Here is a 25,521-nt window from a genome sequence, read left to right as displayed (position 1 = left end):
CGCTCCCACATTGGTTTTGTGGTGGTCTCCCATACGCTCCGACACTTCTGGCATAACACTTGCTCTTGCCTTGCCGTGCGACTGTGAAAACCCGATTAGTGACGGATTATTGGCATGGCGAAGAGCGAAGCAGCAGCTGTAAAAGACCCCGCGACCAAAGGCAAACTCAAGATGATCATCCTGATCGTGGTGGCTCTGCTGCTGGCGATCGGTGTGTCCGTGGGCGCGACCTGGTACTTCATGCACAGTGCCCAGAGCAAGCCTGTCGCAGCGGCCGAGGCTGCGCCGGTCGGCAAGCAGCCAGCGATCTTCGAGCCGATGGCGCCGGCGTTTGTCGCCAACTACAACCAGAACGGCCGTCAGCGCTACATGCAGGTGAGCATCACCATGCTGGCGCGTAACCAGGCCGATCTGGACGCGCTCAAAGTGCACATGCCGGTGATCCGCAACAACCTGGTGATGCTCTTCTCCGGTCAGGATTTCGCCACATTGGCGACCCCGGTCGGGCAAGAGATGTTGCGCCAGAAGGCCACAGCCAGCGTCCAGGAAGTGGCGCAGAAAGAGCTGGGCAAAGTGGTGATCGAACAGTTGCTTTTCACTAATTTCGTACTGCAGTAGGAACACGACATGGCCGTGCAGGATCTGCTGTCCCAGGATGAAATCGACGCGCTGTTGCATGGCGTCGACGATGGTCTGGTACAGACCGATAACGCTGCCGAACCCGGCAGTGTCAAAAGCTACGACCTGACCAGCCAGGATCGCATCGTCCGTGGACGCATGCCGACTCTGGAAATGATCAACGAGCGTTTTGCCCGTTACACCCGCATCAGCATGTTCAACATGCTGCGTCGCTCGGCGGACGTTGCCGTCGGTGGCGTGCAGGTGATGAAGTTTGGCGAATACGTGCACTCGCTGTACGTGCCGACCAGTCTCAACCTGGTCAAGATCAAACCGCTGCGCGGCACCGCGCTGTTCATTCTGGACGCCAAACTGGTGTTCAAACTGGTGGACAACTTCTTCGGCGGCGACGGCCGTCACGCCAAGATCGAAGGGCGTGAATTCACCCCGACCGAACTGCGCGTGGTGCGCATGGTGCTGGAGCAGGCTTTCGTCGATTTGAAAGAAGCCTGGCAGGCGATCATGGAAGTCAATTTCGAGTACATCAACTCGGAAGTGAACCCGGCCATGGCCAACATCGTCGGCCCGAGCGAAGCGATTGTGGTTTCCACGTTCCACATCGAACTCGACGGCGGTGGCGGCGATCTGCACGTGACCATGCCGTACTCGATGATCGAACCGGTGCGCGAGATGCTCGATGCCGGTTTCCAGTCGGACCTCGACGACCAGGACGAGCGCTGGGTCAATGCCCTGCGTCAGGACGTGCTCGATGTCGACGTGCCGATCGGTGCCACCGTGGCCCGCCGTCAGTTGAAGCTGCGCGACATCCTGCACATGCAGCCGGGGGATGTGATCCCGGTCGAGATGCCGGAAGACATGATCATGCGCGCCAATGGCGTACCGGCCTTCAAGGTCAAGATGGGCTCGCACAAAGGCAACCTCGCGTTGCAGGTGATCGAGCCGATCGAGCGTCGCTGAAGCGGCGCTCTCACCCCCACGCATTTAACTGAATTGTTGCCCGCCGAGGACAAATGATGAACGACGAAATGAACGCCCAGGACGATCAGGCACTGGCCGACGAATGGGCTGCGGCCCTGGAAGAGACCGGTGATGGTCAAGCTGACATCGACGCACTGCTGGCGGCCGACGCATCTACCGGCTCCCGTCTGCCGATGGAAGAGTTCGGCAGCGTGCCGAAGAACAACGATCCGGTGACACTGGACGGTCCGAACCTGGACGTGATCCTCGATATTCCGGTCTCGATCTCGATGGAAGTGGGCAGCACCGACATCAACATTCGCAACCTGCTGCAACTGAACCAGGGTTCGGTGATCGAGCTCGATCGTCTGGCGGGTGAGCCACTGGACGTGCTGGTCAACGGCACCCTGATTGCGCACGGCGAAGTGGTGGTGGTCAACGAGAAGTTCGGCATCCGCCTGACTGACGTGATCAGCCCTAGCGAACGCATCAAGAAGCTGCGCTGAGTGAAACGCTTTCTCTGGGCATTGCTGGCGCTGCCATTGAGTGTGCTGGCCGCCGAACCGGCCACCACGTCTGCCGCGGCCACCGCCGCACTGGCGGTCGGCAGCGGCGTGGCCGGGCAGCTGACGCAACTGGTCTTTGGTTTGTTACTGGTGCTGGGCTTGATCTTCTTCCTCGCCTGGTTGTTGCGCCGGTTGCAGCAGGCTGGTCCAGCAGGCAAGGGCCAGGTGATCGAACTGATCGGTTCCCGCGCCCTCGGCCCGCGCGACCGGCTGATGCTGGTGCAGGTCGGCAACGAGCAGATTCTGCTCGGCTTGAGTCCCGGCACCATCACCGCGCTGCACGTGCTCAAGGAACCGGTGCAGGTGCCGAGCACCAGCGAGAAAGCGACCCCGGAATTTGCCCAGCATCTGCTGAAGATTCTCGGCAAGGATCAGAAGGATACGAAGTAATGGGTGCGTTACGCATCGTCTTGACGCTGGCCTTGTTGCTGGCCGCGCCGCTGGCGTTCGCCGCCGATCCGTTGTCGATCCCGGCGATCACGCTGGGTACCAACGCTGACGGCGCGCAGGAGTATTCGGTCAGCCTGCAGATCCTGCTGATCATGACCGCCCTGAGCTTCATTCCGGCGGCCGTGATTCTGATGACCAGTTTCACCCGGATCATCATCGTCTTCTCGATCCTGCGTCAGGCCCTTGGTCTGCAGCAGACGCCGTCGAACCAGATCCTCACCGGCATGGCGCTGTTCCTGACCATGTTCATCATGGCCCCGGTGTTCGATCGGGTGAACAACGATGCGCTGCAGCCGTATCTGGCGGAAAAACTCACCGCGCAGCAGGCGGTGGAAAAGGCTCAGGTACCGATCAAGGACTTCATGCTCGCCCAGACCCGCACCAGCGATCTGGAACTGTTCATGCGCCTGTCCAAGCGCACCGACATCGCGACGCCGGATCAGGCGCCGCTGACCATTCTGGTGCCAGCGTTCGTCACCTCCGAACTGAAGACTGCGTTCCAGATCGGTTTCATGATCTTCATTCCGTTCCTGATCATCGACTTGGTCGTGGCCAGTGTGCTGATGGCGATGGGTATGATGATGCTGTCGCCGCTGATCATTTCCCTGCCGTTCAAGATCATGCTGTTCGTGCTGGTGGATGGCTGGGCGCTGATCATCGGCACCCTGGCCAGTAGCTTCGGAGGTGTTTCGCCATGACGCCGGAAGTTGCGGTCGATATCTTTCGTGAAGCGCTGTGGCTGACCACGATGATGGTCGCAATCCTCGTCGTGCCGAGCCTGCTGGTCGGCCTGCTGGTGGCGATGTTCCAGGCCGCCACGCAGATCAACGAACAGACCCTGAGCTTCCTGCCGCGTCTGCTGGTCATGCTGGTCACCCTGATCGTCGCCGGCCCATGGATCGTGCAGACGTTCATGGAGTACATCATCCAGCTCTACAAGAACATTCCGATGGTCATCGGCTGAGCCATGCAATCACTGCTTCAGCTGACCGACACCCAGATCAGTACCTGGGTGGCGTCATTCATGTTGCCGCTGTTTCGCGTCGCGTCGATGCTGATGGTGATGCCGGTGTTCGGCACCACGCTGGTGTCGCGCCGGATACGGCTGTATTTCGCCGTGGCCATTACCGTGTGCATTGCCCCGGGGCTGCCGCCGATGCCGGAGGTCAGTCCGCTTGCTCTCAGTGGCTGGTTGCTGATTGCCGAGCAGATTCTGGTGGGCGCGGTGCTCGGGTTTTCACTGCAACTGTTTTTCCAGGCCTTTGCCGTGGCCGGGCAGATTGTCGCGATCCAGATGGGCATGGGTTTCGCCTCGATGGTCGACCCGGCCAACGGCGTCTCGGTCGCGGTGATCGGACAGTTTTTCACCATGCTGGTGACCTTGCTGTTCCTGTCGATGAACGGCCATCTGGTGGTCTTCGAAGTGCTCGCCGAGAGCTTCACCACGCTGCCGGTTGGCGGCGGGTTGATGACGGCGCAGTACTGGGAGTTGGCCGGCAAGCTTGGTTGGGTTCTCGGGGCGGCGTTGTTGCTGGTATTGCCGGCGGTCACTGCGCTGCTGGTGGTCAACATCGCGTTCGGCGTGATGACCCGCGCCGCGCCGCAACTGAACATTTTCTCCATCGGTTTTCCGCTGACCCTGGTGCTGGGCCTGTTCATTGTCTGGGTCGGTCTGGCGGACATCCTCAATCAGTATCAACCGCTGGCCACTGAGGCCTTGCAGTTGTTACGCGAACTGGCACGAGCGCGCTGAGTCATGGCTGAGAGCGAAAGCGGTCAGGACAAAACAGAAGACCCCACGGAGAAACGTAAAAAGGACTCCCGTGAGAAGGGTGAGATTGCCCGTTCCAAAGAGCTCAACACCCTGGCGGTGATGCTTGCCGGTGCCGGTGGCTTGCTGATCTTCGGCGGCATGCTGGCGCAGGAACTGATGGACCTGATGCGCCTGAATTTCACGCTGTCGCGGGAAGTGATCATGGACGAGAAATCCATGGGCACGTTCCTGCTGGTCTCGGGCAAGATCGCGCTGGTAGCGATCCAGCCGGTCATGATCACCCTGTTGCTGGCCGCGCTGATCGGGCCGATTTCCCTGGGTGGCTGGCTGTTCGCAGCCGGCTCCATGGCGCCGAAATTCAGCCGGATGAACCCGGGTGCGGGCCTCAAGCGCATGTTCTCGATGAAGGCGGTGATCGAGCTGCTCAAGGCGCTGGCCAAGTTCATCATCACCCTGTTCGTGGCGCTGATGGTGTTGTCGTCCGATATCGACGATTTCCTGCGGATCGCCCACGAGCCGCTTGAGCAGGCGATCATCCACAGCGTGACGCTGGTGGGCTGGAGCTCGCTGTGGCTGGCCTGTGGCCTGATCATCATCGCCGCCGTCGATGTGCCGGTGCAGCTCTGGGAAAGCCACAAGAAGCTGCTGATGACCAAGCAGGAAGTGCGCGACGAACACAAGGATCAGGAAGGCCGCCCAGAGGTCAAGCAACGCATCCGCCAGACCCAGCGCGAGATGTCGCAGCGACGGATGATGGCGGCGATTCCCGACGCCGACGTGGTCATCACCAACCCGACGCACTACGCCGTCGCGCTCAAGTACGACACCGAGAAGGGCGGCGCACCGGTATTGCTGGCCAAGGGCAGCGACTTCCTCGCGCTGAAAATCCGCGAAATCGCCGTGGCCAATAACGTCATGCTCCTGGAGTCGCCGGGGCTGGCGCGGTCGATTTACTACTCCACGGAACTGGATCAGGAAATCCCCGGCGGCCTGTATCTGGCGGTTGCGCAGGTCTTGGCCTACGTCTACCAGATCCGCCAGTACCGCGCCGGCAAGGGCAAACGCCCGGATCCGCTCAAGGACGACCTGCCGATCCCGCCGGATTTGCGCCGCGATTCTTGATTCCTTTCGCCTGCGTTGACTCTGTGCCTGCTGCCGTTTATCGGAAAGCCATTCTGACCTGTCAGATATGACAGTAGACGTCGATTGATTTTGATTGCTCCATAGTCATGACGGCGCTGTTCAGGTGGTTTGTCTGTCTGTTGCGGTTTCCCGTCTCATTTGGTCAAAGGAGCACGGATATGGCGGATCTCATCTACAAGCAGCTCGAGGGTATGAAGTTAAGGTTCGTTTCCGGTGAGCTGAGGCGGAGCGATGACGACAGGGTTCTGAGTTATGCAATGACCTTTCAGTTGGATCTGGACTTCACCCACTTCGTGCATATGAGCAAACAATTCATTCCGGGTTATCTGGATGGGTTGGTCAATGCGATTCGGCCTGAACTAGGCGGGCTTGCTTATCACCTTGCCTACAATTATTTCTTTGATGCTGCGGGAAATATCCACAGCAGCAAAGCGCTGACCGACGTCTTTGCCAACCCTCGGTATTATCTGGATGAATGGGCTACGGCGGATTTTCAGCATCGTTACCACAAACCTGTCTTTCAAACCGTTGATGGGCAGTTACAGATCACGGCGCGGCGCGATTATCGCTGGTCGGATTTACGGCCAATCCAGATCTGGGATTTACCGGTCATTCAGTTTGAGTGGTCGCTCAATCTCATGGAGGGGCATCCCTTTCCGGGAGCCTCGCTCGCACCTGCTTCGGTCGTGATACTTGGCTATTCGAGCGCCGACGAGGTGGATGTGGGCGGTATCTCAATGCGCAAAGGCACGCGCTACATGCAGGGCAGCTCACTGCAATTGGGTGCGATCGTTGAGGCGCAAATCCTCACCGCTTGAGTTTGACTCACCGAAAAAATTCCCTATTCCGTTCCTTTGCAACAGTTGGAAGGCTCCTGCCGGTCCAGCAAGGCTTCTGCCAGGCCGGGCGCGATTCCTGGTTTTACTGTGATGAAACAAAAAGCCGCTGTGCCGATTGAACGGGACGGCGGTTTTTTATGCCTGAACACAGACCTCCCTGAGCTGCCGCAGGCTCGGGCCGCGATCGGACGATCTTTTTATCTTTATGATCGTTCCCACGCTCTGCGTGGGAATGCCTCAACGGACGCTCCGCGTTCGACTCTGGATGGAACGCAGAGCGTCCCGGGCTGCCTTCCCACGCGGAGCGTGGGAACGATCATTGGAGCGGCGCTATTGCGGCAACTGCAGATTATCCAGCGCGCGATTCACCGCCAGCTCCCCGAGCATGATCAATTGCGCGATACCCAGCAGCGTCCTGCGTTGCGACGCCGGCATGAGGTTGGCGAAATCGTTGGCGATGGTTCTGGCGCAAGCGAGGGTTTCGCAGGCGTCGGCCAGCAGCTCTTCGTTTTTGAAGTCTGCGGTCACGGTGTACATACAGCGGATTCCGGCGCAGCTGTAGGCAATGGCGCAAGACTTCGTAGCTTTTGTGCTGGTTACTTAAAACTCGATTAAATCCCTCTACCCTTTACCTGTTTCAATTAGCAGGATCGGAGTTCTTGTCGAAGGACGGGAAGCTCACCACCGGATAAAACCGTGCCGGTTCAATTTCTGGACGGGCACGGTTCGGGGAGGCATTCGAACTGGTATTTATGACTTTTCGGTGTTCTCGATAGCAGCTTGGGTTTTTGGCTTGTAGTACTGATTTTTAACGTTGCCGCCCCAAAGCACGTAACTTCCGTCTCGACGTCTTGCCGCGAATGACGGATCAATCGGCGGTGGGTTGGGAGGCGGTGCCTGGTAAAACGGATAACGTTTGATTGAATAAAGCTCCACGACCTCACCGCTGAGGTACTGGGCCAATTCTGGTGGAATTTCCCCAGCATCTTCCATCGCCAGAGTCGCTCCCCAGACGATGACCGCGCCATACACGCCACCCTGAGACGCCACAACGCCATACGCGCCATTTGTACAGTAAACGCCAGTAATCCTGCTGGCCATCAATGCCTGACGAACGCCTAGCGTGATTGCTCCGCCGTGAGTATTCATTCCCCAGACCACCACAGCGCGGGTTCTACCGTCGTCGTGCTGGCTCAAAAGAAAGAAGCTCAAATCATTGGAATAAAGGCTGAGTATTCCTGGAACTGTAATGGCCCGATTACCAACATGACCGCGAGCATCTTCGGGCTTGGGCCGCATATCTTTGATGGTTGCTTCAATCTCGTTACGAGTGGCTTCAGTGATGGAGGCACCTCCATAACGTTGCGCTCCCCAAGCTTCTGCCTCTCCGCGTTCGGTGATAATGCAAAACGCCCAACGGGTTGCCTTGCATAACAGTACACCGCCACGTGCAGCGATCAGGGAAGCTGATTCAGACATCAATCCGCCCTCACCATTGAGCCCCCAACTGACAGCCTTACGCCTGCCACGGGTGATTGCGCAAAATGCTGTGGTAGATGCTGTGACTGAATTCACCCCACCGTCAGTAAGGATCGCCTCCAGCTTGCCAGACGGAATTGCACCGCCATCGGCTGTCTTTCCCCACGTCACAATATCGCCATTACGCCCAATTGCACAAAATGCAGCCGCCGCTGCAATAATTCGTTCGACGAACATACTGTCGAGTTGCACTTGTGCATCGGCATTAATTGCACCGCCATTATTAGGATTGCCCCACGCATAGACTTTGCCGTTTTGAGTACGAACGGCAAAAGCATTTTCCGTGGCGTAGATGGCGACCGGTTCATCAAACCAAAGGGCTCGTTGGATGAGCTCCGGAATGGTATCGCCGGAGTTTTTCAAACCAATAGCGCCTATTCTGTTTTGATCACCTGTTGGATCTTTATAAATGAAAGCGAAACACACTCGGTTGCTATAAACCGACTTGATATCAGTCAGTTTCACGGAGTGGCTGGCCGGAATATTGGCTCCCCAAACCAGTAGCTGATTGCTCGATCCGTTGTTTACCAGTGCGGCAAAATCCTTCTCTGTTGAAAACAATCGAGTGGCCGGGTTGTTTTTCAGAAAGTTGATGATGTCGGGTGGAACCGGCAGCCCCCAACCCGTCTGCCCCTCGAAGTAAATATCCTGCGTATCTGGATCAATCAGGCCAAAAGCGCCTCCTGTCGAGACGAATACCCGATCAGGAGGTTCAGGAACATGGGCAGAGAAATTTCCCCATTGCTTGAGAAAACTGTTCTCATTTTCTTCCCGAGTGATGCCTTGAAAGTCAGGGTCCACAGTTTTGGCGACAGAGCGGGTTTCCTTTCCGGTTTCACCAATAGCGGACACCGGAGTAACAGCGAATACGATTGTTCTTGCGCTGTACCCGGATTTGATCTTCAAATCGATGGCTATGCCTTCTGGTTCCTCGATTTTTACGTTGTCGAGATACCATTGATAACGAGAGGCTCCTTCAGGGTTTTCGTCAGCATTGTCATAGCGATAGCTGCCGCGTACAAAACCACCAATAACCGGCTCTCCAATGATCATGACATTCCGCGCAATTGGTTCGGCTGTAGTACTCATAGCGATACTCCTCAACGTACAAATAGTCTGTCGGTTGAACAAGCTCAACTGCGTCCTGGCTCAAACTCCTCTTGTTTGACGTAGGCACCCCACGTCACATATTTGTTGTTCGATTTGCGTGCCGCGAAGGCGGCTGGAACCGTCGCGGTCGAAGGTGCTGGAGCTGCCTGGATGGTATAAATTTCGACAACACCGCTACTCAATGCGTCTCGAAGAGCGACCGGAATCATCCCGCCATCCTGTGAGGCTCGTCCCCAGGTGACGACCACACCTTCGGTTGTGCCTTGGTCAACCAGAGCTGCGTAAGCGCCATTGCTGCAGTAGATTTTTCGAATGCGACTGGCCATCAGTGTTTGCTTGATATCACCGGGTATCGTGCCTCCCGTCGCAGCTAAACCCCAAGAAACCAGATTTTTTGTGCGTCCATCGGGATGGCGGTTGAGCAAGACAAAGCTGCCATCGTTGCGCGTTAGTTCGATTGCTTCGCCGTTGGTCAGGGTGACACTGGAAGACACGCGGCTATGTAGGCTTTTTGAGAATCTGGCATTGCTGAACATGGTCTCGATCTGCGCTGCGATATCGCCCTGCTCCAATAACGCCTGAGCATTCAAGGGCAAAGTCGAGGTTTCTTCCCCGGCGCTTTGGGCAGGGATGGCCCCGCCACCATGGCCAGCCGAGCCCCAGGCAGCCGCTTGTCCGCTTTCATTGATGAAGCACATGGCCCAGGGGGCAGCCGTGCACAGCACGAGATTTCCTCTGGCGGCAAGACTGGCGGCCGCCTCTGACATGGTTCCGCCGTATGCCGCCAACCCCCATGTAGCGGCTTTTCTGCGGCCTCTGGTTATGGCGATGAATGCGCTGTCATTGGCAATGACAGTGAGCGCTCCGTCATCGTCATATATCTTCTCCAGAGTCACAGCGGGAATAGCGCCGTTAGCGCCCCACGCAATGATTTCTCCGGATTCCGTCAGGGCACAAAATGCAGTTCGGGAAGCAACAATGCGATCGACTTTCATAGAATTCAATTGAGTCTGTACATCGATCGGAATTGTTCCGCCATTCGCCGCATTACCCCAGGCATATACGCGTCCGCTGTCTGTCAGCACAGTGAAAGCATCGAGGGTGGCGTAGATGGCTTTCGGGCGATCAAACATCAGTTTGTTTTGCACTTCGACCGGCACAACACCGCCTGTTGCTGCCGTTCCGACGGCGCCGATAGTGTTTTCGCCGGAGGGTGGATCCTTATATATAAATGCTAGCGAGGAGCCGTTGCTGTAGACCGACTTGATGTCTTGAAGATTGGGTAATGTCGCCGGTATCCCGGGTCCCCAGACGAGCAACTGATTGTGTTCACCTATAGGGACCAGGGCGCCAAAATTTGTTGTGGTGGTGAACATTGTGATAGCGGGGTTGTTTCTCAGGTATGTCGCTATCTCTGGAGGGATTACGCCACCAAAACTTTGTGTGCCTACGACAGTGACGTTTTGTGTGACTCTGCTCTTCAGGGCAAATGCTCCTGCGGTGGAGGTGAATACTCCGTCCTTAGGCCCGTTCGCATGAAAAGCGAACTGACCTCTCTGTTTCAGAAAGCTGTTTTCACTTTCTTCATCCGAGATATTCTGATACCCCTCTTTTATCACTTGAAGGGGGGCAGAAAACGATTCCACGCCTTTTTCTCCCGATGCAGCAACGGGAGTCACCGAAAACGTAAGTTTCATTCCTGCATGTGCAGTGACCAAGGTCAGGTCGATTGAAGTAGCAATAATTGTTCCGCTGGTTCCACCGTCATACCAACAGAAAGTAGATAACCCTTCGGGATTCTCATCAGGGTTTTCATATAAATAGCTGCCGGTCAGTGTTCCTCCTACTTCGGGCACTCCCATGATTGCTACCTGTCTGACGGTCGGAACTGCTTTCGTACTGGTGTTCATGCTGGTAACTCCTTTCACGATAAAAAACTCATTCGCTGTATGAGACCAAGCCCGACAAGGCCGTGAGATCGGGCGCATTGGGGCCTGCCGATAGCAGTTGACTGTCAGCACTCAGCAGCACGACGTGTGGGCCGGCAGCGTAGACGCAGACAATGGATTCAAGGGTTTCAGCTGAAGTGTTCACCCCCCACGTAACCGCGCGACGTGTATTCAGTACGGCGCTGAATGATCCATAGGACGAGGATGTTGCAAGGGCAGGTGATAACTCTGAAGGCACTTGCCCACCTTCTTCAGCTACCCCCCAAGCGATCAATGAGGCATCGGCTTTTATTGCACAAAAAGCTGTTGTTGATCCTGTCAAATGGGACACTGACTGGAGGTTGTCCGGAGCTTTGCCGCCGAATCGTTGATTACCCCATGCGGCGATCGAACCATTGGATTTCAGGGCGGCAAACGCAGCGCTGGTGGATGCGAGAAGAACGACTTCTTCGGTTGAACTCTGCACGTTGTCAGGAGTGACTCCGCCGTGCTCGGATGACCCCCATGCAGCAACGCGGCGATCTGTTTTCAGTGCACAGAAGGCGCGATCACTGGCACATAGCTGAATAGCACCGCGCGCGTCAGATACCCAAAAACCGTCAGGCCAACTGGCTCCCCAGCTGAAGACTCGACCGTCGCATAGCAACGCCGTGAAGTCGCCAGTGTTACCAATGATTTTTTCGACGGGGCTGAGCTGAGAAATTACCGATGTGGGAATCGTACCTCCATAGTCAGGATCGCCCCATGCGATAAGTTGGCCATCATTTCGGAGTGCGACGAAGGCGCCATCGGTGGCTGCCAGTTTCCTTACATTCCTGAGCTCTTTATCTGTTTCGAGTGCAATAAGTCCTCCACGAGAGGGGTCTCCCCAGGCAACGACGGTGTTGTCATTTTTAAGCGCAACATAAGCATGGCCGCCAGCGGCCACATAACGCACATCTTTCAAACCGGGAGGGGGCAACATTTCACTATTGTCACTCCAGCCAAAAACACTTCCATCATCCTTAACAATGCAACCGCTGTGATGGTTTCGCAGATTGAATATTCCGCTGACGTTGCCGGGACGAAGTACCGTACGAGCAATGATGTTCTCTTCGTCCTGCAGCGAGACGATTAAGGCTCTTTCTGGCTCGATATCAAGAAAAGTCCAACCTTGGACACCTTCGGTGTCGCCTGCATAAGTCCACTTAACTTCAGTCGCGGTGGAGTGGCCTTTAATTGCTGGAGAAGAGGCCGTCAGGCGGCTCAAGTTCGAATGGTAGCGCGGTGAGGTCTGTGATCGGTTGCCCACGACGCTGAGCTGACCGGTGCCGATCACGAAAGCGGTGGCCGGGTTGGAACTGCCCACGAGATCACCATCGGGTTTGCGCAGTTCGTACGTTACGGTGACGCTACTGCCAGCGAAAACCTTGTCGTTGGGTATCTCAAGGAACAGGGTTTGTTTTACTCCGAACCGATCCACTTCGACTTTGCCACTAACCGTTACCACCACATCGGCGGGGTGCCCCGTATTAGTCGCTGTATAGGTCGCGATAACGTCGTAGCCCACGACAAAACGGTTATCGTTAGTCAGAACGACCAGTAGCAGCGGATTACCCGCCAGTTTTTCCAGATCAATGATGCTCGCGTCATCACCGGGATAATCCTCTTTGCGTTCCAGCAAAATCGGCATCGGCAACAGGACGCCATCCAGATCCTCATCCACGCTCTGCACCGCCGACCACGGGGCATCGGTGTCCGGGCCGTTGCCGATCTGATCGGTGACGGTGTAGGAGAAATGCAGTTTTTTATTCTGACGTTTCGCCTTGTCCAGGTACGCGCGAGTGACGGTGAAGCAAATGGTGATAGGGATTTCGTCGCCCGGGTTCGGCGGTTGCGGCGCCTGATTCGGATTGACCTTGGGCTTGGGTTCCAGAAATTCGCCGTTGCACTTGAGGGTGATGACGTCATACGCCCGGCAATATGGGTAGGCCACGCAGACTTCGGCGCTGACAAAATCCGGGCCGACACCGTTCTTGATGACGTCGGGCAGCAGGAGTTTGAGTTCGGAGTGGCCACTGGGATCCGTCAGGCGATCTTTCAGGCCGGGGCGGATGCGGTTATAGAGGATTTCCAGCGGTGGTGTGGAAGTGCCGATGTTGCTGCTGCCACGAGTGACGGTGTAGTACAGCTTGTTGATCCGGTCCGGATGCAGGCGACCCTTGGGAATGCGCAGTGTGGTGCGCGAGTCCGGGTCGATAATGGTTTCGCTGTCCAGTGCGGCCGGTTCATTCTCAAGCCAAAGCTCCATGACGTCGTCGGGATCCATGGTACCCGACAACGGTGGGTCGACGAGGACAACGGCGCCTTCACCGTCGGTGACCAAGTCATAGGCCACCAGGGGCACGCCGATGTGTGCGCCTACCACGGGCGTGGTCTGGCCGTTGACTATTGGCGGGCTCAAGACCAGGACGGTGTTGTCCTGTGGGGTTGAGGTGGTCATGAACGAGGCTCCTGCGCGGTGAGAGCGGGCAGGGGTTATCAGAGCGCTTAATGACCGATTGCGCACCTGTCAGATCTGACAGGTGCCGATGAGTGGTCGTTGGCACGAACATAAAAAGCGAAAAATCGCAGCCTTTGGCGGCGCCTGCATAAATCGGTGTAAACGCCGCAGGAGGCTGTGGTCTTTTGATCCGGGAAGCGGAAAACGTGGTCTGGCTTTGTTCCACTGCTGTAGAGGTCACTGTGGCGAGGGAGCAAGCTCCCTCGCCACAGGTTATTGCCTGGCTTCTTAGGCTGGTAACTGCAGATTATCCAGCGCCCGATTCACCGCCAGCTCCCCGAGCATGATCAGCTGCGCGATACCCAGCAGCGTCCTGCGTTGCGACGCCGGTACGAGATGGGCAAAGTCATCGGCGATGGTTCTGGCTGAGGCTAGTGTTTCGCTGGCATCGGCCAGCAGTTCCTCATTTTTGAAGTCAGCGGTAACGGCGTACATCCTGCGGGTTCTACGTGGCGGTGGGGTGGAGCCAGGCGGGCAGAGGTAGTGATCGAGTGCGCGGTCGGCGGCGTCGTGGAGTTTTTTTGAATCGAGGGATTCGTAGGGGGAGGTGGGGTCGGTTTCGGGTGGGCTGGGTGTTGGTTTGATCATGGTGAAGCTCCTAGAGTCATTGGAGCTGCCAACGTTCGCTGCGAGACGAATGAGGGTGGCAGCTATACGCGGGTCGCAGACCGGGACTCTAGAACCGGCAGACCCGAAGGTCTCCCACGTACAGCCGCCATAAGCAAAGCGGATGTTGTGCGTCCAGAGATCGACGGGCTGCGAGACCCGATCGCTGATGTGTCAGCGACCGACCCACAATAGAATCCGACCCCAAAGCGCACAAGCCGGCGGATTCTGGGGTAGCTGTAGGCAATGGCGCAAGGATGTGTAGCCTTGAAGGCGTGTCCTGAAGTGTCTTTTAAACACCAGCGTTTAAAAAAACACAGGTCGGGCGATTCCGCACGATTTGCGCCGCGATTCATGATGCTGCGGCGTCGCTGCTGGCCGCTTCGCGAGCAAGCCCGCTCCCACAGGGGATCTGTGTGGTGCACACCCAGTCTCTACGCACTGAAGATCCAATGTGGGAGCGGGCTTGCTCGCGAATGCGTCAGTCCGGGCGCCGAAATTTTCCCGATAAACCCTTCTGTTTCAATCCTTGGCAAAAGTTGGAAGGCTTCTTGCAGTAGCCGCCGTGCGCCTGCTTTGGGCGTCAAAAGTTTGCTTTAAAGGAACGGGGAAAACCGGTGGATCGCTCTCAGTTAATCAACAGCGCACGCTCGAACATTGCCGACCTCAGTCGAGGCAATCTGGGCGTGCCGTTGCTGTTGCTGGTGATGCTGGCGATGATGATGTTGCCGGTGCCGCCGTTCCTGCTGGACGTGTTTTTCACCTTCAACATCGCGCTGTCGATTGTCGTGCTTCTGGTCTGCGTATACGCGCTGCGGCCGCTGGATTTTGCGGTGTTCCCGACCATTCTGCTGGTGGCGACGCTGCTGCGGCTGGCGTTGAACGTGGCGTCGACGCGGGTGGTGATGCTTCACGGTCAGGACGGCCACGCCGCTGCCGGTAAGGTGATCCAGGCCTTCGGTGAGGTGGTGATCGGCGGTAACTACGTGGTTGGTATCGTGGTCTTCGCGATCCTGATGATCATCAACTTCGTCGTGGTGACCAAGGGTGCCGGGCGGATTTCCGAGGTGAGCGCGCGTTTCACCCTCGATGCGATGCCCGGCAAGCAAATGGCGATCGACGCCGACCTCAACGCCGGTCTGATCGACCAGAATCAAGCCAAGATGCGCCGTCAGGAAGTCGCCCAGGAGGCCGAGTTCTACGGTTCGATGGACGGTGCCAGCAAGTTCGTCCGGGGTGACGCCATCGCCGGCCTGTTGATTCTGTTCATCAACCTCATTGGCGGCATGGCCGTCGGTATCTTCCAGCACAACATGACCTTCGCCGACGCCGGCAAGGTGTACGCCTTGCTGACCATCGGTGACGGTTTGGTGGCGCAATTGCCATCACTGTTGTTATCGACAGCAGCAGCGATCATGGTGACCCGTGCTTCCGGTTCGGAAGACATGGGCAAACAGATCAACCGCCAGATGTTCGCCTCGCCGAAAGCGCTGGCCGTGGCCGCTGGTTTGATGGCGGTCATGGGCCTGGTGCCGGGCATGCCGCACTTCTCGTTCCTGAGCATGGCGGCGCTCGCTGCCGGTGGCGCCTACCTGTTCTGGAAGAAACAGAACGTTGCCAAGGTCCAGGCGCTGCAGGAAGTTCAGCGTCAGCAGGAACTGCTGCCGTCGCCGGCCCGCGCCATGGAAACCAAGGAGCTGGGTTGGGATGACGTGACCCCGATCGACATGATCGGCCTGGAAGTTGGTTATCGCCTGATTCCGCTGGTGGACCGCAACCAGGGTGGGCAGTTGCTGGCGCGGATCAAGGGCGTGCGCAAGAAGCTTTCGCAGGACCTTGGCTTCCTGATGCCGACCGTGCACATCCGCGACAACCTCGATCTGGCGCCGAGCGCCTATCGCCTGACCTTGATGGGCGTGATCCTCGCTGAAGCCGAGATCTACCCGGACCGCGAACTGGCGATCAACCCGGGGCAGGTCTACGGCACGCTCAACGGCATTACCGCCAAAGATCCGGCTTTCGGTCTGGAGGCGGTGTGGATTGAAGTCAGCCAGCGCGCCCAGGCACAATCGCTCGGTTACACCGTGGTCGACGCCAGTACCGTTGTCGCAACGCACTTGAACCAGATTCTGTACAAGCACTCCAGTGAGCTGATCGGTCACGAAGAAGTGCAGCAACTCATGCAATTGCTGGCCAAAAGCTCGCCGAAACTGGCTGAAGAACTGGTGCCGGGCGTGGTGTCGCTGTCGCAATTGCTCAAAGTGCTGCAGGCGCTGCTAGCCGAACACGTGCCGGTGCGCGACATCCGCAGCATCGCCGAAGCCATCGCCAACAACGCCGCCAAGAGTCAAGATACCGCCGCCTTGGTGGCTGCGGTGCGCGTCGGCGTATCCCGCGCCATCGTCCAAAGCATTGTAGGCACTGACTCCGAGCTGCCTGTGATCACGCTGGAACCAAGGTTGGAACAAATATTGCTCAATAGTCTGCAGAAGGCAGGACAAGGCTCGGAAGAGGGCGTTCTGCTGGAGCCAAGCATGGCCGAGAAGCTGCAGCGTTCGCTCATCGAAGCGGCGCAGCGCCAGGAAATGCAAGGTCAACCGGTGATCCTGTTGGTAGCAGGCCCGATACGCGCGATGCTCTCGCGTTTCGGCCGCCTCGCAGTCCCAGGGCTGCACGTGCTGGCCTACCAGGAAATTCCGGACAACAAGCAAGTGACCATCGTTGCGACAGTAGGGCCCAACGGCTGAGGTAGTGGTTTATGCAAGTTAAGCGTTTTTTCGCCGCCGATATGCGTCAGGCCATGAAGCTGGTTCGTGATGAGCTGGGCGCTGATGCCGCCATCATTGGCAACCGCCGCATTGCCGGCGGCGTCGAGCTGACGGCGGCGCTGGATTACAAATTGTCGGCGCTGGCGCCACGGGTTCCGAACATGGAACTCGAAGACGAGCTGCGCAAGACCCAGTCGCGCATCGTTACCGCCCAGGCCGAGTTGAGCCTGCGTGGCGAAGCCGATGGCAATAGCAATCGCCAGATTTTTGCCGGACTGCCGTTGACGGCTGGCCTGCCACTGACCGCCGCTGAGCCGCTGAGCGAGCCGACCTATGCCGCTCCGGCGCGTCCGGCCCCGGCGCCTGCGCAGTCCTCCGGCGGCGTGGATCCGCGTGCACTGGATTCGATGCGTTTTGAATTGAACAGCCTGCGCGAGCTGATGGAAGTGCAGCTCGGCACGCTGGCCTGGAATCAGTTGCAGGGCAGCCGTCCGGCGCAAGCCAACCTGTATCGCCGTCTGCAGCGTATCGGCCTGTCCGGACCGTTGTCGCGCGACCTGCTGGCGATGATCACCGACATCGAAGAGCCTCGTCAGGCCTGGCGCATGTTGCTCGCGCACCTGGCGCGGATGATTGCCGTGCCGGAAGTCGAGCCGCTGGAAGAGGGTGGGGTGATTGCCATGGTCGGCCCGGCCGGCATGGGCAAGACCACCACCCTGGCCAAGCTCGCCGCGCGCTACGTGCTCAAGTACGGCGCGCAGAATGTGGCGCTGGTCAGCATGGACAGCTTCCGTATCGGCGCGCAGGAACAACTCAAGACCCTGGGCCGGATTCTCAATGTGCCGGTGACGCACGTTGATCCGGGCCAGTCGCTGGTTCAGGCGCTGGATCCACTGCTGCGCAAACGCGTGGTGCTGATCGATACCGCCGGCCTGCAGGCCAGCGATCCGGCACTGCGCATGCAGCTGGAAAGTCTGGCCGGTCGGGGCATCCGTTCAAAAAATTATCTGGTCCTGGCAACCACTAGCCAGAAACAGGTTCTAACCGCCGCTTATCATAGTTACAAGCGTTGCGGGCTTGCCGGCTGCATCCTGACTAAACTGGATGAGACGGCCAGCCTTGGCGAAGTGTTGAGCCTGGCGATCAGTCATGAACTGCCGGTCGCGTACCTGACCGATGGCCCACGGATTCCGGATGATCTGCATCTGCCGCGCCGCCATCAATTGGTCAGCCGTGCCGTCAGCGTGCAAATGCAGGAAGAACCCAGCGAAGAAGCCATGGCTGACATGTTCGCTGATATCTACCATAGCCCGACCAAGCAGGTTGGCTGAGGTAATGAACCGTTTTTGTACCTACATCGATGGCCTGCCATGCATTGTTCCGGTTGAGAACGCGCAGCCAGTAATGTGGCCTCCGTCTATGCAAGACAAGGTAAAGAAATAACATGGGCAGCATGCATCCCGTACAGGTGATCGCGGTGACCGGCGGCAAAGGTGGCGTCGGCAAGACTAACGTGTCAGTGAACTTGTCTCTGGCGCTGGCAGAGCTTGGCCGTCGGGTCATGCTGCTGGACGCCGACCTGGGGCTGGCGAACGTTGACGTTCTGCTGGGACTGACCCCCAAACGTACTCTGGCCGACGTGATCGAAGGCCGCTGTGAGCTGCGTGATGTGCTGTTGCAGGGGCCCGGCGGGATCCGCATCGTGCCGGCCGCTTCCGGCACCCAGAGCATGGTTCACCTGAGTCCGGCGCAACATGCCGGTCTGATCCAGGCCTTCAGCGACATCGGCGACAACCTCGATGTGCTGGTGATCGACACCGCTGCGGGTATTGGTGACTCGGTAGTCAGTTTCGTACGCGCCGCGCAGGAAGTGTTGCTGGTGGTGTGCGACGAGCCGACCTCGATCACCGACGCCTACGCGCTGATCAAACTGCTCAACCGCGACTACGGCATGAACCGCTTCCGCGTCCTCGCCAACATGGCGCAGAGCCCGCAGGAAGGGCGCAACCTGTTCGCCAAGTTGACCAAGGTCACGGATCGCTTCCTCGACGTCGCCTTACAATACGTCGGCGCGGTGCCGTACGACGAAAGCGTGCGCAAGGCAGTGCAGAAGCAGCGAGCGGTCTATGAAGCCTTTCCGCGTTCCAAGTGCGCGCTGGCGTTCAAGGCGATCGCGCAGAAGGTCGATACCTGGCCGCTGCCTGCCAACCCGCGCGGTCACCTTGAGTTTTTCGTCGAGCGCCTCGTGCAGCAAACGGCAGGGCCTGTGTTATGACCGCGAGCGGTATGAACTACTACAAGAAGTCGGCACGTGACGCGCAGTACGAGTTGATCGAGCGTTACGCGCCACTGGTCAAGCGCATTGCCTATCACCTGCTGGCGCGCTTGCCGGCGAGTGTGCAGGTCGAGGATCTGATTCAGGCCGGAATGATCGGCCTGCTTGAGGTGTCGACCAAATATGACGCCAGCAAGGGCGCCAGTTTCGAAACGTACGCGGGCATTCGAATCCGCGGCGCGATGCTCGATGAAGTGCGCAAAGGGGATTGGGCACCACGCTCGGTTCACCGCAACACCCGTATGGTCAGTGACGCAATTCGGGCAATTGAAGCTAAAACCGGCCGTGATGCTAAAGATCACGAGGTTGCGGCCGAACTCCAATTGAGTCTCGACGATTACTACGGGATTTTGAATGACACGCTGGGCAGCCGGCTGTTCAGTTTCGACGACCTGTTGCAGGACGGCGAACACGAAGGGCTGCACGAGGATGGCGCCAGTGCTCATCTTGAGCCGTCACGCGATCTGGAAGATGAACGCTTCCAGGCCGCGCTGGCGGACGCGATTGCCAATTTGCCGGAGCGTGAGCGACTGGTGTTGGCGCTGTACTACGACGAAGAGCTGAACCTCAAGGAGATCGGTGAAGTCCTTGGCGTCAGTGAATCGCGGGTCAGCCAGTTACACAGCCAGTGCGCGGCCCGCTTGCGGGGGCGTTTGGGGGAGTGGCGAGCGCGCTGAAGGCAGTGTGGGGGACACTGCGAACGAGGCTGGTGCGGTGATCAACGGCACCGGTCTTGCTCTGTTGTGCTCCAGACAGTCATCGAGTGCTTTGCCGGATTGATTGAAATGGCGCGTCCAGGTGCTGGGCGCGTTTAAGACTGCTTGGAGGTCGAATTGGACAAGAACATGAAAATCCTCATCGTTGATGACTTCTCAACGATGCGGCGGATCATCAAGAACCTGCTGCGTGATCTGGGGTTCACCAACACCGTCGAGGCCGACGATGGCATCACTGCCATTCCGGTGCTCAACAGCGGAAGCATCGACTTTCTGGTAACGGACTGGAACATGCCGGGCATGACCGGTATCGACCTGCTGCGCCACGTGCGTGCCGATGAAAAACTCAAGCACCTGCCGGTGCTGATGGTGACTGCAGAAGCCAAGCGCGAGCAGATCATCGAGGCGGCTCAGGCCGGTGTGAACGGCTACGTGGTCAAACCTTTCACGGCTCAGGCGCTGAAAGAAAAAATCGAGAAGATTTTCGAACGCATCGGCTGATGAACGCGCGGGGGAGCTATGGAGCATAACGAATCTTCACAGGGCGATTTCGAATCGACCCTGAAAAAACACGCGGTCGAACTGGTCGAGAGCCTTGAAAAGGGCAGGTTCGGCGACGCTGTGCAACTGATCCATGAGCTCAATCAGACCCGTGACCGTGGCCTGTATCAGGAAGTGGGCAAGCTCACACGCGAACTGCACAGTGCGATCGTCAACTTCCAGATCGATCCGCACATGCCGCAGGCCGAGGAAGTGTCGCAAATCACCGACGCCACCGAACGCCTGGGCTATGTGGTCAAGCTGACCGAAGCCGCGGCCAACCGCACCATGGATCTGGTGGAAAGCGCTACCCCGGTGGTCAATGGCCTGGCTGAAGAAGCCCAGGCCCTGAGTACCGATTGGGGCCGTTTCATGCGTCGTGAAGTCGGGGCTGAAGAGTTCCGCGAACTGGCGCGCCGGGTCGACGGTTTTCTGTCGCGCAGCATCACGGACAACCGTGCGGTGTCGAGCAACCTCAACGACATCCTGCTGGCTCAGGATTACCAGGACCTCACCGGTCAGGTGATCAAGCGTGTGACCCAACTGGTCACCGAAGTCGAAAGCAATTTGCTCAAACTCGTCCTCATGGCCAGTCAGGTGGACCGCTTTGCGGGCATCGAACACGACCGCGCCGCGATGCTTGCAGAAAAAGATCCACAAAAACATCTCTCGCAGGGTGAAGGTCCGCAGATTCATGCCGATAAACGAGAAGACGTTGTGTCCGGTCAGGACGATGTGGACGATTTGTTATCCAGCCTTGGATTCTAGAGTTTTGGAATTTTAGGTTTTTTGGGTTTTTAGACCTGTAGGAGCACCCCATTAATGAGCTTCGGCGCCGATGAAGAGATCCTTCAGGATTTCCTGGTTGAGGCCGGCGAGATTCTTGAGCAACTGTCCGAACAACTGGTCGAGCTGGAAAGCCGCCCGGATGACGCAGATCTGCTCAACGCAATTTTTCGCGGTTTCCACACTGTAAAAGGGGGCGCCGGCTTCCTTCAGCTCAACGAGCTGGTGGAGTGCTGTCACATCGCCGAAAACGTGTTCGACATCCTGCGCAAGGGTGAACGTCGCGTTGATGCAGAACTGATGGACGTGGTGCTCGAAGCACTGGACGCGGTGAACAGCATGTTCAGCGAAGTCCGTGAACGCGCACCGATCACCGCTGCGACCCCGGAACTGCTGGCCGCTCTGGCGCGCCTGGCCGAACCGCAATCGGCGGACGTCGCCCCGGCATCGCCAGTGGCCGAGATGATCGAAGAGCTGGTCGTCGAAGGCGATTCGGGTGACATCACCGATAACGAATTTGAACAGCTGCTGGATTCGCTGAACGCCGCCAAGGCCGAAGCCGAAGCCCCGGCCGCTGCTGCACCTGCACCTGCGCCGGCTGCCGATGCTGCTGCCGGCGATGAAATCACCGACGCCGAATTCGAGTCGTTGCTTGATCAACTGCACGGCAAAGGCCAGTTCGCGGCGGATGCCGTGGCACCGACTGCAGCGGCTCCGGCAGCACCGGCGGCGGGCGACAGCTCGGACATCACCGACGACGAATTCGAAGCACTGCTCGATCAGTTGCACGGCAAGGGCAACTTTGCCGTGGAAGCGCTGGAGTCGGCGATCGCCTCGGCGCCTGCCGCTCCTGCCGCTCCGGCGGCTGCGGCTGCCGGTAGCGACCTGATCAGCGATCACGAGTTCGAATCGCTGCTCGACGAACTGCACGGCAAAGGCAAGTTCACCGACGTCGGCGCCGCGACTGCGGGCACCGCATCGACCGTGGCTGCGCCTGCCGCCAAGGCTCCGGCTGCTGCGCCAAAGGCTGCTCCGAAGCCTGAACCAAAGGCCGAAACGCCAAAACCGGCTGCCGCTGCTGCACCGGCTCCGGCCCGCGCCGCCGCTGCTCCGCCACCGGAAAAACCGGCCAGCGAAGCCGAGACCACTGTTCGTGTCGATACCGCGCGTCTCGACGAAATCATGAACATGGTTGGCGAACTGGTACTGGTGCGTAACCGTCTGGTGCGCCTGGGTCTCAACAGCGGCGACGAAGCCATGTCCAAGGCCGTGTCGAACCTCGACGTGGTCACGGCTGACTTGCAGACCGCGGTGATGAAGACCCGGATGCAGCCGATCAAGAAGGTCTTCGGGCGCTTCCCGCGCCTGGTTCGAGATTTGGCGCGTCAGCTCAAGAAAGAGATCAACCTGGAACTGGTGGGTGAAGAAACCGACCTCGACAAAAACCTTGTCGAGGCCCTGGCCGACCCGCTGGTCCACTTGGTGCGCAACGCCGTCGACCACGGCATCGAGTCGCCGGAAGAACGCGAAGCCTCGGGCAAGGCCCGTGGCGGCCGTGTTGTTTTGGCTGCCGAGCAAGAGGGTGACCATATCCTGCTGTCGATTTCCGATGACGGCAAAGGCATGGACCCGAACGTCCTGCGCGCCATCGCGGTAAAACGCGGCGTGATGGACAAAGATGCGGCCGATCGCCTCAGCGATACCGAGTGCTACAACCTGATTTTCGCCCCGGGTTTCTCGACCAAGACCGAGATCTCCGACGTGTCCGGCCGTGGTGTCGGCATGGACGTGGTGAAGACCAAGATTTCCCAGCTCAACGGTTCGATCAACATCTACTCGACCAAGGGGCAGGGCTCGAAGATCGTCATCAAGGTGCCGCTGACGCTCGCGATCATGCCAACCCTGATGGTGATGCTCGGCAATCAGGCGTTTGCGTTCCCGTTGGTCAACGTCAACGAAATCTTCCACCTCGACCTGTCGACCACCAACGTGGTGGACGGTCAGGAAGTGGTGATCGTGCGGGACAAGGCGCTGCCATTGTTCTACCTCAAGCGCTGGCTGGTCAGCTCCGCCGCTCACGAAGAGCAGCGCGAAGGCCATGTGGTGATCCTTTCGGTGGGCACCCAGCGGATCGGCTTCGTCGTCGATCAACTGGTCGGTCAGGAAGAAGTGGTCATCAAGCCATTGGGCAAAATGCTCCAGGGCACTCCGGGCATGTCCGGCGCCACCATCACTGGTGACGGCCGCATCGCTCTGATCCTCGATGTTCCAAGCATGCTCAAGCGTTACGCCGCACGGCGTATTTGAATCCGGGGCAGCGGGGCGACGACGTCCCGCTGCGCCTAATGGAGTGTTTATGGCAGTCAAAGTCCTGGTGGTGGACGATTCGGGTTTTTTCCGCCGCCGCGTCTCGGAAATTCTTTCAGCGGATCCGAGCATCCAGGTGGTCGGCACGGCCACCAACGGTAAAGAGGCGATCGATCAGGCCCTGGCGCTCAAGCCGGACGTGATCACCATGGACTACGAGATGCCGATGATGGACGGCATCACGGCAGTGCGGCACATCATGCAGCGTTGCCCGACCCCGGTGTTGATGTTCTCCTCGCTGACCCACGAAGGCGCCCGGGTAACCCTGGATGCGCTGGACGCTGGCGCGGTGGATTTCCTGCCGAAGAATTTCGAAGACATCTCGCGTAACCCCGAGAAGGTCAAGCAACTGCTGTGCGAGAAGGTCCATAGCATTTCGCGCAGTAACCGTCGTTTCAGTGCCTACAGTGCGCCGGCTCCGGCCACTGCACCGACGCCTGCGCCTGCGCCTGCTCCGGCGGCATCGAGCTTCAGCAGTCACAGCAGCAGCGCGCCAACGCGTCCGGCACCTGCGCCTGCGCATGCTCCAGCGGCCAGCCGCGCGCCGGCTGCCAGCGCTTCGTCGCCGGCACCGAAACGCAAAGCCTACAAACTGGTTGCCATCGGTACGTCGACTGGCGGCCCGGTTGCGCTGCAACGAGTGCTGACTCAGTTGCCGGCGAACTTCCCGGCACCGATCGTGCTGATCCAGCACATGCCGGCGGCGTTCACCAAGGCGTTTGCCGAGCGTCTCGATAAGCTGTGCCGCATCAGCGTCAAGGAAGCCGAGGATGGCGACATTCTGCGTCCGGGCCTGGCGCTGCTGGCCCCGGGTGGCAAGCAGATGATGATCGATGGCCGTGGCGCGGTGAAAATCCTCCCGGGCGACGAGCGTCTGAACTACAAGCCGTGCGTGGACATCACCTTCGGTTCGGCAGCCAAGTCCTATGGTGACAAAGTTCTGGCGGTCGTACTGACCGGCATGGGCGCCGATGGCCGTGAAGGTGCGCGTCTGCTCAAGCAGGGCGGCAGCGCGGTGTGGGCACAAGATGAGGCAAGCTGCGTGATCTACGGCATGCCGATGGCCATCGTCAAAGCTGATCTCGCCGACGCGGTGTACAGCCTGGACGACATCGGCAAGCACATCGTCGAGGCGTGTATCTGATGGATGTTCTAAGCCTTATCGGGATCATCATGGCGTTCGTCGCCATCATTGGCGGCAACTACCTTGAAGGCGGCCACCTCGGTGCGCTGGCCAACGGTCCTGCCGCGTTGATCGTGCTCGGCGGCACCATCGGTGCAGCGCTGCTGCAATCGCCGATGAGCGCCTTCAAGCGCGCCATGCAGATCCTCGCCTGGATTCTGTTCCCGCCACGGGTGGACCTGGCCGGCGGTATCGACCGGGTGGTCAACTGGAGCCTCACCGCGCGCAAGGAAGGCTTGCTTGGCCTGGAAGGCGTAGCCGATGCCGAACCGGACAACTACTCGCGCAAAGGCCTGCAACTGCTGGTCGATGGCGCTGAGCCGGAAGCGATTCGCAGCATCCTCGAAGTGGATTTTTACACCCAGGAAGCGCGCGACATCGAGGCGGCCAAAGTCTTTGAAAGCATGGGCGGCTACGCGCCGACCATCGGCATCATCGGTGCGGTGATGGGCCTGATTCACGTGATGGGCAACCTCGCTGATCCGACGCAACTGGGCAGCGGCATCGCCGTGGCTTTCGTCGCGACCATCTACGGTGTCGCCAGTGCCAACCTGGTCTTGCTGCCGGTCGCGGCCAAGCTCAAGTCAATCGCGTTGCGGCAGTCGCGTTATCGCGAAATGTTGTTGGAAGGGATCCTGTCGATCGCCGAAGGTGAAAACCCTCGCTCTATCGAGCTGAAGCTTCAGGGCTTCATGGATTGATGGGGGTAATG

Annotated in this window: 22 protein-coding genes and 1 pseudogene; 18 read left to right on the top strand and 5 right to left on the bottom strand. The window is 58.6% G+C overall.

Annotation, left to right across the window (positions count from 1 at the left end; translation table 11 throughout):
* Positions 1 to 114 precede the first annotated feature (114 nt).
* From fliL to PseAD21_RS08105, 9 genes are all read left to right on the top strand, one after another.
* Entirely contained in the window at positions 115 to 618 is a 504-nt protein-coding gene (gene fliL, locus PseAD21_RS08145) for a flagellar basal body-associated protein FliL (protein ID WP_102355248.1), read from the top strand.
* Positions 619 to 627: 9 nt separating this feature from the next.
* Complete coding sequence (gene fliM, locus PseAD21_RS08140) at positions 628 to 1,596, top strand: flagellar motor switch protein FliM (RefSeq protein WP_003222890.1); 969 nt, start codon at positions 628 to 630, stop codon at positions 1,594 to 1,596.
* A gap of 56 nt (positions 1,597 to 1,652) precedes the next feature.
* Positions 1,653 to 2,102 carry a flagellar motor switch protein FliN gene (fliN, locus tag PseAD21_RS08135; RefSeq protein WP_102355247.1) on the top strand — a complete coding sequence of 150 codons (450 nt, stop codon included), beginning with the start codon at positions 1,653 to 1,655 and terminating at the stop codon, positions 2,100 to 2,102.
* Positions 2,103 to 2,552, top strand: a complete 450-nt coding sequence (fliO, locus tag PseAD21_RS08130; protein WP_102355246.1) for a flagellar biosynthetic protein FliO — start codon at positions 2,103 to 2,105, stop codon at positions 2,550 to 2,552.
* Positions 2,552 to 3,310, top strand: a complete 759-nt coding sequence (gene fliP, locus PseAD21_RS08125; protein ID WP_064121002.1) for a flagellar type III secretion system pore protein FliP — start codon at positions 2,552 to 2,554, stop codon at positions 3,308 to 3,310. Before fliO ends, fliP begins: the two co-directional genes overlap by 1 nt.
* Complete coding sequence (gene fliQ / locus PseAD21_RS08120) at positions 3,307 to 3,576, top strand: flagellar biosynthesis protein FliQ (protein WP_064586586.1); 270 nt, start codon at positions 3,307 to 3,309, stop codon at positions 3,574 to 3,576. Before fliP ends, fliQ begins: the two co-directional genes overlap by 4 nt.
* A 3-nt stretch (positions 3,577 to 3,579) precedes the next feature.
* Positions 3,580 to 4,365, top strand: a complete 786-nt coding sequence (gene fliR / locus PseAD21_RS08115) for a flagellar biosynthetic protein FliR (protein ID WP_102355245.1) — start codon at positions 3,580 to 3,582, stop codon at positions 4,363 to 4,365.
* A gap of 3 nt (positions 4,366 to 4,368) precedes the next feature.
* Entirely contained in the window at positions 4,369 to 5,508 is a 1,140-nt protein-coding gene (gene flhB, locus PseAD21_RS08110; protein WP_102355244.1) for a flagellar biosynthesis protein FlhB, read from the top strand.
* Positions 5,509 to 5,687: 179 nt separating this feature from the next.
* Positions 5,688 to 6,347 (top strand): hypothetical protein, encoded by a 660-nt coding sequence (locus PseAD21_RS08105; protein ID WP_102355243.1) that lies wholly within the window; start codon positions 5,688 to 5,690, stop codon positions 6,345 to 6,347.
* 351 nt (positions 6,348 to 6,698) lie between these two features.
* On the opposite strand, the pseudogene PseAD21_RS08100 reads toward PseAD21_RS08105, so the two are convergent.
* The 5 genes and pseudogenes from PseAD21_RS08100 to PseAD21_RS08080 all read right to left on the bottom strand — a co-directional run.
* A pseudogene (locus PseAD21_RS08100) lies at positions 6,699 to 6,911 on the bottom strand (DUF6124 family protein); the annotation flags it as partial.
* A 207-nt stretch (positions 6,912 to 7,118) separates the two neighbouring features.
* Positions 7,119 to 8,996 (bottom strand): hypothetical protein, encoded by a 1,878-nt coding sequence (locus PseAD21_RS08095; protein WP_102355242.1) that lies wholly within the window; start codon positions 8,994 to 8,996, stop codon positions 7,119 to 7,121.
* Positions 8,997 to 9,040: 44 nt separating this feature from the next.
* Entirely contained in the window at positions 9,041 to 10,927 is a 1,887-nt protein-coding gene (locus tag PseAD21_RS08090) for a hypothetical protein (protein WP_102355241.1), read from the bottom strand.
* A 28-nt stretch (positions 10,928 to 10,955) separates the two neighbouring features.
* Positions 10,956 to 13,448 carry a hypothetical protein gene (locus tag PseAD21_RS08085; protein ID WP_102355240.1) on the bottom strand — a complete coding sequence of 831 codons (2,493 nt, stop codon included), beginning with the start codon at positions 13,446 to 13,448 and terminating at the stop codon, positions 10,956 to 10,958.
* Between the two features lie 288 nt (positions 13,449 to 13,736).
* Positions 13,737 to 14,096 (bottom strand): DUF6124 family protein, encoded by a 360-nt coding sequence (locus PseAD21_RS08080; RefSeq protein ID WP_102355239.1) that lies wholly within the window; start codon positions 14,094 to 14,096, stop codon positions 13,737 to 13,739.
* A 635-nt stretch (positions 14,097 to 14,731) separates the two neighbouring features.
* On the opposite strand from PseAD21_RS08080, the gene flhA reads away from it, so the two are divergent.
* The 9 genes from flhA to PseAD21_RS08035 all read left to right on the top strand — a co-directional run bounded on the left by flhA (position 14,732) and on the right by PseAD21_RS08035 (position 25,510).
* Complete coding sequence (flhA, locus tag PseAD21_RS08075; protein ID WP_102355238.1) at positions 14,732 to 16,861, top strand: flagellar biosynthesis protein FlhA; 2,130 nt, start codon at positions 14,732 to 14,734, stop codon at positions 16,859 to 16,861.
* 11 nt (positions 16,862 to 16,872) lie between these two features.
* Positions 16,873 to 18,213: a flagellar biosynthesis protein FlhF gene (gene flhF / locus PseAD21_RS08070; protein WP_008077677.1), complete on the top strand. Its 1,341-nt coding sequence runs from the start codon at positions 16,873 to 16,875 to the stop codon at positions 18,211 to 18,213.
* Between the two features lie 113 nt (positions 18,214 to 18,326).
* Entirely contained in the window at positions 18,327 to 19,157 is an 831-nt protein-coding gene (fleN, locus tag PseAD21_RS08065; protein ID WP_003222917.1) for a flagellar synthesis regulator FleN, read from the top strand.
* The gene (gene fliA, locus PseAD21_RS08060; protein WP_003222919.1) at positions 19,154 to 19,894 is read left to right on the top strand and encodes an RNA polymerase sigma factor FliA; all 741 of its coding nucleotides are present in this window, start codon (positions 19,154 to 19,156) and stop codon (positions 19,892 to 19,894) included. Before fleN ends, fliA begins: the two co-directional genes overlap by 4 nt.
* A gap of 168 nt (positions 19,895 to 20,062) precedes the next feature.
* Positions 20,063 to 20,434: a chemotaxis response regulator CheY gene (locus PseAD21_RS08055; protein ID WP_008006721.1), complete on the top strand. Its 372-nt coding sequence runs from the start codon at positions 20,063 to 20,065 to the stop codon at positions 20,432 to 20,434.
* An 18-nt stretch (positions 20,435 to 20,452) separates the two neighbouring features.
* A complete protein-coding gene (locus PseAD21_RS08050) occupies positions 20,453 to 21,241 on the top strand; it encodes a protein phosphatase CheZ (protein ID WP_102355237.1) in 789 nt (262 codons plus the stop codon).
* Positions 21,242 to 21,295: 54 nt separating this feature from the next.
* Positions 21,296 to 23,566 carry a chemotaxis protein CheA gene (locus PseAD21_RS08045; protein WP_102355236.1) on the top strand — a complete coding sequence of 757 codons (2,271 nt, stop codon included), beginning with the start codon at positions 21,296 to 21,298 and terminating at the stop codon, positions 23,564 to 23,566.
* Positions 23,567 to 23,615: 49 nt separating this feature from the next.
* On the top strand, positions 23,616 to 24,770 hold the full coding sequence (locus PseAD21_RS08040; RefSeq protein WP_102355235.1) for a chemotaxis response regulator protein-glutamate methylesterase: 1,155 nt from the start codon (positions 23,616 to 23,618) through the stop codon (positions 24,768 to 24,770).
* Positions 24,770 to 25,510 (top strand): flagellar motor protein, encoded by a 741-nt coding sequence (locus tag PseAD21_RS08035; protein WP_003222929.1) that lies wholly within the window; start codon positions 24,770 to 24,772, stop codon positions 25,508 to 25,510. Before PseAD21_RS08040 ends, PseAD21_RS08035 begins: the two co-directional genes overlap by 1 nt.
* Positions 25,511 to 25,521 lie beyond the last annotated feature (11 nt).

The organism is Pseudomonas sp. AD21, assembly GCF_002878485.1.
Taxonomy (GTDB): domain Bacteria; phylum Pseudomonadota; class Gammaproteobacteria; order Pseudomonadales; family Pseudomonadaceae; genus Aquipseudomonas.
The sequence above is the reverse complement of the archived record's forward strand: the minus strand, read 5'-3'. Positions and strand labels throughout refer to the sequence as shown.